This window comes from Pseudomonas sp. MM213 (assembly GCF_020423045.1).
Lineage (GTDB): Bacteria > Pseudomonadota > Gammaproteobacteria > Pseudomonadales > Pseudomonadaceae > Aquipseudomonas > Aquipseudomonas migulae.
Genome location: NZ_CP081943.1, coordinates 2,743,688 through 2,751,291 on the forward strand (window position 1 = coordinate 2,743,688; position 7,604 = coordinate 2,751,291).

General features: G+C 59.9%; 7 protein-coding genes. 4 read left to right on the forward strand and 3 right to left on the reverse strand.

Annotated features, from left to right (window positions below; genetic code table 11):
• Positions 1-71: 71 nt before the first annotated feature.
• Both K5R88_RS12430 and K5R88_RS12435 read right to left on the reverse strand, forming a co-directional pair.
• The gene (locus K5R88_RS12430; RefSeq protein WP_223453106.1) at positions 72-1,397 is read right to left on the reverse strand and encodes an ATP-binding protein; all 1,326 of its coding nucleotides are present in this window, start codon (positions 1,395-1,397) and stop codon (positions 72-74) included.
• Entirely contained in the window at positions 1,394-2,077 is a 684-nt protein-coding gene (locus tag K5R88_RS12435; RefSeq protein ID WP_008033711.1) for a response regulator, read from the reverse strand. Before K5R88_RS12435 ends, K5R88_RS12430 begins: the two co-directional genes overlap by 4 nt.
• A 295-nt stretch (positions 2,078-2,372) precedes the next feature.
• On the opposite strand from K5R88_RS12435, the gene K5R88_RS12440 reads away from it, so the two are divergent.
• The 4 genes from K5R88_RS12440 to dsbG all read left to right on the forward strand — a co-directional run bounded on the left by K5R88_RS12440 (position 2,373) and on the right by dsbG (position 6,498).
• Positions 2,373-3,065 carry a hypothetical protein gene (locus K5R88_RS12440; RefSeq protein ID WP_226300057.1) on the forward strand — a complete coding sequence of 231 codons (693 nt, stop codon included), beginning with the start codon at positions 2,373-2,375 and terminating at the stop codon, positions 3,063-3,065.
• A gap of 84 nt (positions 3,066-3,149) precedes the next feature.
• Complete coding sequence (dsbD, locus tag K5R88_RS12445; RefSeq protein WP_192227843.1) at positions 3,150-4,886, forward strand: protein-disulfide reductase DsbD; 1,737 nt, start codon at positions 3,150-3,152, stop codon at positions 4,884-4,886.
• Entirely contained in the window at positions 4,886-5,752 is an 867-nt protein-coding gene (locus K5R88_RS12450; RefSeq protein ID WP_008044449.1) for a TlpA disulfide reductase family protein, read from the forward strand. The genes dsbD and K5R88_RS12450 overlap by 1 nt, the downstream gene beginning before the upstream one ends.
• On the forward strand, positions 5,728-6,498 hold the full coding sequence (gene dsbG, locus K5R88_RS12455; protein WP_008033705.1) for a thiol:disulfide interchange protein DsbG: 771 nt from the start codon (positions 5,728-5,730) through the stop codon (positions 6,496-6,498). Before K5R88_RS12450 ends, dsbG begins: the two co-directional genes overlap by 25 nt.
• 116 nt (positions 6,499-6,614) lie before the next feature.
• Here the strand turns inward: dsbG and K5R88_RS12460 are convergent, their stop codons facing one another.
• Positions 6,615-7,427, reverse strand: coding sequence for an alpha/beta fold hydrolase (locus tag K5R88_RS12460; RefSeq protein ID WP_226300058.1), 813 nt, complete (start codon positions 7,425-7,427; stop codon positions 6,615-6,617).
• Between the last annotated feature and the right edge of the window lie 177 nt (positions 7,428-7,604).

Consider the following 7,604-nt stretch of genomic DNA (forward strand, 5'->3'; position numbering starts at 1 on the left):
TTAACATCAATGTTGAATGTACGGACGTCTTCGCGAGCAAGCTCTGCTCCTACAGGGATGTATGTCGTTTGTTAGACCGTTTGCAACGGCATCGTCAGCTCGACCCGCAAGCCATCCGGCCGGCTGTCGAAATGCAGCGTGCAGCCACAACGCTGAACAATCGCCTGGACAATCGCCAACCCCAGACCGCAGCCGGTGCTCTGTCCGTTGCGCCAGAAGCGTTGGGTCAGGTGTTGCATATCGTCCTCGGCAATGCCCGGTCCATGATCGCGCACGACAAACTGCACGCGGTTGCCGGTGGTTACCAGGCTCAGTTCTACCGCACCGTCGTTCGGGGTATGGCGCAGCGCGTTGTCCAGCAGGTTGCGCAACGCCGCGATCGACAGCACCGCCGGCATTTGCACCGGCGCATGGGAGAGCTTCGGCGGCAGCTTGAATTGGATCCGCTGACGATCACCGCTGGCGGCATCCTGAATCGCCAGTTTCGCCACTTGCTCGGCGCTGCATTGCACACCGTCGTCGAACGACAGACTGCCCTCGACCCGCGCCAGCAACAACAATTGCTCAAGCGTGCGGTGCAGACGGTCGGCGCCCTCTTCGGCCCGTGCCAGGGACTGATCCCGTGCCGCGCCATCGGTCATGCGCGCCACTTGCAGGTGGGTTTTGATGGCCGTCAGCGGGCTGCGCAGTTCGTGGGCCGCGTCGCCGGTCAGACGGCGTTCGCGCTCGATGGTCTTGCCGATGCGCTGGAACAGCTGGTTCTGAGTGTCCAACAACGGTTGCAACTCACTGGGCAGCGGCTGAATCTGCAAGGGTTCCAGCGAGTCGGCACTGCGACGCATCAAGGCATCGCGCATGCGGTTCAGCGGCGCCAGGCCCTGGCCGATCCCCAGCCACAGCAGGCACAGGCAACCGAGCAACGCCACGCCCACCGGCACCGACGCGGCCAGCAGGATCGACATGTTGAGCGCTTCACGTTCGATCTGCCGATCCGCCGTGGTGATGCGCAGATCGCCACGGGCCAGGGTGAAACTGCGCCACGGCGCGCCGTCGATCATCTGATCGTGGAAGCCCATTTTTTCGGCTTGCAGTGTTTGTTGTGGATCGGTGTGGCTGCGGGCGAGGATTTCGCCGCGCAGCGAGCTGACCTGACACGCCATCCCGCCCGGAATATTCAGTTGTTCCGCACTGAAATGGGTGCCCTCGCCCTTGGTCGGCAACGGCGGCAGTTGCTCCATCAGGCCGGCGACCATGCGCGCCGATGCCACCAATCGCTGGTCGAGAGAAAACATCATCTGGTTGCGCAGGTCGCTGAGCATCCAGGCCGCTGCCAGGGCCCAGATCAGCGCAAATGCGGCGCCGAGCGTCAGGCTCAGGCGCAAACGCAGGCTCATCACTTTTTCACTTCCTCTCCATCATCGGCCGGCCCCAGGCGGTAGCCCAGGCCGCGCACGGTCTCGACAATGCCATTACCCAGTTTGCGCCGCAGGTGATGGATATGCACGTTGAGGGCGTTGCTTTCCAGTTCGTCGTTGAACCCATAGACGCTGTCTTTCAACTGCTCGGTGGACAGCACCCGGCCACGGTTGTGCAGCAAGGCTTGCAACAGTGACTGTTCGCGACGGGAAAGGTCCACCGGCTGACCGCCAAGCATGGTTTCGCGGCTGCTCGGGTCGTACGTCAAGCGGCCGTGTTCGATCAGGTTGACGCTGCGCCCCGCCACCCGTCGCAACAACGTGTGCAGGCGTGCGGCGAGTTCACGCAGGTCGAACGGCTTGAGCAGGTAATCGTCGGCCCCCGCTTGCAGGCCGTCGACGCGGTCGGTCACCGAATCCCGGGCGGTGAGGATCAGCACCGGAATCTCCAGGCCATGATGGCGCAACTGCTGCAATAGCTTGAGCCCGTCTTCATCCGGCAGACCGAGGTCGAGCACCATCACGTCGAACTCGGCGACCTTGAGCATGGCCCGGGCCTTCGAGGCAGTGTTGACGTGCTCCACCGTCAGGCCCTGGGCAGTGAGGCCGGCGACAATGCCGCTGGCGATCAGCTCATCGTCTTCGCAAACCAGTACGTGCATGGGTGCTCCAGGAGAAAAAACGCGAGTCAATCAGGTGAGGATTAAGGCGCAATTATGGCAACTGTCGTGGCCGACGAACAGCGCAGCTTCCTGTCATCCTAATTAAGCCAGCCTGTCAGACCAACTTAGTTTCATGGCGAAACAATCAACTCTAAAATTCTTATTATAAAAAATACTTACCACGACAAGCTTACCCCCACAGCAAAACATGCAATACAACAATCAACCACACAAACCCAAGAAGACTTTATCAAACTGAAAGAATAGTCTTCACCCTGCTGAAAGGAGTCAGCCCATGCCAAATTTCAACAACTTCGTCGCCATAGATTGGCGCTCTGGCAAAGACCGTATTTACTTCTTCTTCAAAGACACGAACACATACACTCGATTTGATCTGGGTGATCATCGAGTCCCTGACGACTTCCCCAGAGAAACCACGCAATCCTCATGGCCCGGTTTTCACCAAAACGCCGAACATTTGCGGTTCGGCTTCACCACCACAGACCTGGACAACAGCGACGGATCTGACGACTTCGCCTGGTTGTTTTATTACCACGGCGAGATCCCGATGGTTTGTAAATACGACCAGGATCAAGATAAGGCAGTGAAGTACTATCGCGTTGAAAGTTCGATATGGGCACCCATACTCCCTTACTTCGACCGCATCGTAGCGGGGACCTGGTGGCAACTTGGGGGCAAAAAATTTCTGTTTCGATTCCTCCTCAATGACGGATACTACCTCTCTTTTGACTATCTAAAAAACCGACTGATCCACGAAGAAATCACCGCCACCTCAATGCCAGGATTAGAACGATTCAAACACCGAATCATTACAGCTGCACAAAACGATAGAACGTTTGCCGACAGCCACTACTACATCTTCCTGAATAGAGGCCAATTTCTCATCTACAACGTCCAGCAAAACCGACTGCAATCCGGTCCACACGGGATGAATGACGAGGCTTGGCCAGGTCTGTTCCGAGACTGAGTCCACATTGGGGCAGCGGTTAATCATCGGTTAATCGCCGCCCCACATTGTGCACCTCACTTGCACAGGGACAAGGCTTACCCAATGCGTCGATTGTTTTTGTTTTTTGCACTCTTGATCTCGGGTCTGGCCCAGGCAGGGACCAATCCGTTCGAAACCAAACCTGAATTCCTGCCAGTGGAAAAAGCGTTCGTCTTCACGTCCGAGCGCCTTGAGTCGGGTGAAACGCAACTCTATTGGCAGATCACCGACGGTTATTACCTTTATCAGAAACGCCTTAAGTTCGATGGGTTGCCCGCTGAGCTGCACCCTGTGTTACCTGAAGGCGAGTCTCACAGTGATGAATTCTTCGGTGAACAGCCGGTTTATCGCCAGGGCCTGGAGCTGAAGATCCCGGCGGGCGCGACCGGCCAGATCAAGGTCGGCTTCCAGGGCTGCGCCGATGCCGGATTGTGTTATCCGCCGCAAACCCAGGTCGTGGACCTGGGCGGCAGTGTTGTCGCTTCGGCGGCCAATGAAGCGCCGGATCAAGCCCTGGCCAGCAGCCTGCAACAACGGGCGCTGGGCTGGAGCTTGTTGGTGTTCTTCGGTTTGGGCCTGCTGCTGGCCTTCACCCCTTGCTCGTTGCCGATGCTGCCGATTCTGGCCGGAATGATCGTCGGCAGTGGCGCGACGCCCAAACGCGGATTTGCCTTGGCCACCAGCTATGTCGTGAGCATGGCGCTGGTGTACGCGGCGATGGGCGTTCTGGCGGCGTTGCTCGGTGCGAATTTGCAGGCACTGCTGCAAAACCCTTGGTTGCTGGGCAGTTTCGCCGCCGTGTTTGTGCTGCTGGCGTTGCCGATGTTCGGCTTCTTCGAGCTGCAACTGCCGGTCGCCGTGCGCGATCGGCTGGAAAACGTCTCGCGCAATCAGCGCGGTGGCAGCCTGATCGGCGCGGGTGTGCTGGGCGCGCTGTCCGGCCTGCTGGTCGGTCCGTGCATGACCGCCCCGCTGGCCGGCGCCCTGCTCTACATCGCGCAAAGCGGCAATGCGCTGCACGGCGGGTTGATTCTGTTTGCCATGGGCATCGGCATCGGTGTGCCGCTGTTGTTGCTGGTGACCGTCGGCAACCGCTTCCTGCCCAAACCCGGGGCGTGGATGAACCTGCTCAAAGGCGTGTTCGGCTTCCTGTTCCTCGCCACTGCTTTGTTGATGTTGCGGCCGGTACTGGATGAGTCGCTGTGGATCGGTCTGTGCGGTGCGTTGTTGCTGATTGCCGCCTACAGCGCCTGGAAGCAGTCGCAAGGTTTCGGGCGGGTCGCGCATCTGTTCGGTGCCAGCTCATTGCTGCTCGGCCTGTGGGGCAGTCTGTTGATGATCGGTGCGGCGGGCGGCGGTGATGACCTGTTGAAACCGCTGCAGGTCTATAGCGCCGCCAATGCGGGCAATGTCGCCCGCCCGGTCGGCCACGAGGCTTTCACCACAATCAAGGACCCGGCCGCTCTGCAACGGGAGCTCGATGCCGCACAAGCTCAGGGCCAATGGGTGCTGCTGGACTACTACGCCGACTGGTGTGTGTCGTGCAAGGTCATGGAAAAACAGGTGTTCGGCCAACCCCGCGTGCTCGACGCCTTGAGCGATGTGCGCTTGCTACGGCTGGACGTCACCGCCGACAATGCCGCCAGCCGCGAACTGCTTGGCCGTTATAAAGTGCCGGGGCCACCGAGTTTTCTGTGGATCGGCGCCGATGGCATCGAACGTCGCAGCCAGCGCATCACCGGCGAGGTCGATGCCGACACCTTCCTGCAACGCTGGACCACCACCCGAGACGCCCGTTAATGCTGACTTTTACCCTCGGCACGTTTGCCATCGCGCTTAACCACCTGCTGCTGATCAGTGCCCTGGCGCTGGCGACGTTTGTCGGCTGGCGGGCGGCCAAGCGTGGCGGTGAAAATCCCGAGTCGGTGCTGTTCAGCCTGTTCCTGCTGGGCATGCTGGCGGCCCGAATCAGTTTCGTCGCGCTGTACTGGAAGCATTATCGCGACGATCCGTGGCAAGTCATCGACCTGCGCGACGGTGGTTTTCTCGCCTGGCCGGGTGTGATCGCGCTGCTGCTGGCCGCCGTGTATCGAGGCTGGCGTCAACCGGGTTTACGTCGCCCACTGGGCTTTGGCGTGGCCAGTGGCCTGGCTTTCTGGCTGCTCGCGACATTCTCCCTGAGCATTTACGAACAAGGCACACGCCTGCCGGACATCACCCTGCGCAATGCCGCCGGTGAAACGGTGCAACTGGCCGATTACAAGGGTGGGCCGCTGGTGATCAATCTCTGGGCCACCTGGTGCCCGCCGTGTCGCCGGGAAATGCCGGTGCTGGAAAACGCTCAGCAACACCGCCCGGACCTGACCTTCCTGTTCGTCAATCAGGCGGAAAGCATGCAAAGCGTCAGCACCTTTCTGGAAACCCAGGGCCTGAGCCTGTCCAACGTACTGTTCGACGGCAGCGGTCGATTGGGTCAGGCCGTCGGTTCGATGGCATTGCCGACTACGCTGTTCTATAGCCCTGACGGTCGCTTGCTGGGCAGTCATCTGGGTGAACTGTCGGACGCCAGCCTGGCCCGCGCCCTGGAAAACTTTGACACCCCGAATCCGGCCACACCGTCCACTTCTTCAAGGAAACTGCCATGCCCCGCCTCCGCCACCTGCTGACGCTGACCTTGGGCGCCGCCCTGCTGCACCTGCCGTCGGTACAGGCTGCCGAAGAATTGCCCGAAGCGATCAAGAAGATCGAAGCCAAGGGCGCGAAAATCGTCGGCCAGTTCGATGCGCCCGATGGTTTGCGCGGTTATGCCGCGCAGTACCAGAACCGTGGCATGGCGCTGTACCTGACGCCGGATGGCAAACATGTGTTGCTGGGCAATTTGTATGACGCCGACGGCAAAGACCTGAGCAGCGCGCCATTGCAGAAACTGGTGTACGCGCCGATGGCCAAGGAAATCTGGGGCAAGATGGAAGCGAGCAACTGGATCGGTGACGGCAACAAGGATGCGCCGCGCGTGGTGTACCTGTTCAGCGATCCGAACTGCCCTTACTGCAACGTGTTCTGGGAACAGGCGCGGCCGTGGGTGAAAGCCGGCAAGGTGCAGTTGCGGCACATCATGGTCGGGATCATTCGTGAAGACAGTCCGGGCAAATCTGCGGCATTGCTGGCCGCCAAGGATCCGCAAAAAGCCCTGCAAGACCACGAAGGGGCTGGCAAGGCCAGTACGCTCAAGGCGCTGAAAGAAGTACCGCCGGCGATTCAGGCGAAACTGGCGGCGAACATGCAGTTGATGGAAGACCTGGAATTGCAGGCCACGCCGGCGATTTTCTACATGGACGACAAGGGCGAGCTGCAACAGCAGCAAGGCGCGCCGTCGCCGGACAAGCTGGTGAAGATTCTCGGGCCGAAATAGTTTCTTTCAGAGGTTTAGTGACCTCACCGCCCCCATCGCGAGCAGGCTCGCTCCCACAGGAGGATTGCATTCCAATGTGGGAGCGAGCCTGCTCGCGATGGGGGCGGTACAACCGACTAATTTCTCCGGGCTAGAAACTCCTGCAACACTTCGGTCACAAACCGCGGATTCTCCAGATTGGAGATATGCCCCGCCTCCGGCACCAGCACATACGGGCAACCGATCAACTCGGCCATTTCAATGGTTTCCGACGGTGGTCGCGGCTTGTCCTGATCACCACACACCACCAGCGTGGCCTCAGCCTCCAGCTCGCCCAGTCGCGGCAACACATCATCGCGCCCAAATGTGATCCGCCCCATCGGCACGATACTTTCGCGCAGACGCTCTGGCGGCAGCGCAGCCAGTTTTGCGCGGAAATCCTGATAAAGCGCCGACTGCGGGTCTATGCCCGGACGGAAGAAAATCGGCACGACGATGTCGAGCAGTTGCGGTGCAATCACGCCGCTGTCTTCGATCTGTTTGAACAGCGAGAAATAGTATTGGCGAGTGGGTTCAGGTTCGACACCGACGTAGGTGTCCATCAGCACCAGGCCGTTGATACGCTGTGGAACCGACAGCGCCAGGCGCACGCCCCACATGCCACCGACGGAAAGACCGACCAGCGTGACACGGTCGATGTGCAGATGATCGAGCAAGGCCAGCGCCTGACGTGCAATGTCATCCAGCGATTGCGTGCCTTCGGGTAGCGAGCCTGACTCACCGTGGCCCCACAGGTCCAGGGCGATGACCCGGTATTGCTGCGACAGGGCGGCGATCTGCGGCGCCCACATGGTTTGGTCCCAGAGGTAGCTGCCGGCGAGCAATACGGCAGGGCCGGTGCCTTGATCGATGTAGTGAAGGGGTTGTCCGTCAATCGTAACGAAGGGCATCAAACTGTCTCCTCTGCCAAAAAAGGGAGCGGGCAGACTGAGCCGCCAGCGATCCAGAGTCAACTTTGTGGTGGCTGAAATGACGCCTTCGCGGGCAAGCCTCGCTCCTACAGGATTTGTGTCGATTGCAATTATTATGAACGACACAAATCCTGTAGGAGCGAGGCTTGCCCGCGA

Coding starts and splice junctions, on each gene's coding strand:
- dsbG (WP_008033705.1), top strand. CDS start 5,728: ATGCCCCGCCTCCGCCACCTGCTGACGCTGACCTTGGGCGCCGCCCTG.
- K5R88_RS12460 (WP_226300058.1), bottom strand. CDS start 7,427: ATGCCCTTCGTTACGATTGACGGACAACCCCTTCACTACATCGATCAA.
- K5R88_RS12450 (WP_008044449.1), top strand. CDS start 4,886: ATGCTGACTTTTACCCTCGGCACGTTTGCCATCGCGCTTAACCACCTG.
- dsbD (WP_192227843.1), top strand. CDS start 3,150: ATGCGTCGATTGTTTTTGTTTTTTGCACTCTTGATCTCGGGTCTGGCC.
- K5R88_RS12435 (WP_008033711.1), bottom strand. CDS start 2,077: ATGCACGTACTGGTTTGCGAAGACGATGAGCTGATCGCCAGCGGCATT.
- K5R88_RS12440 (WP_226300057.1), top strand. CDS start 2,373: ATGCCAAATTTCAACAACTTCGTCGCCATAGATTGGCGCTCTGGCAAA.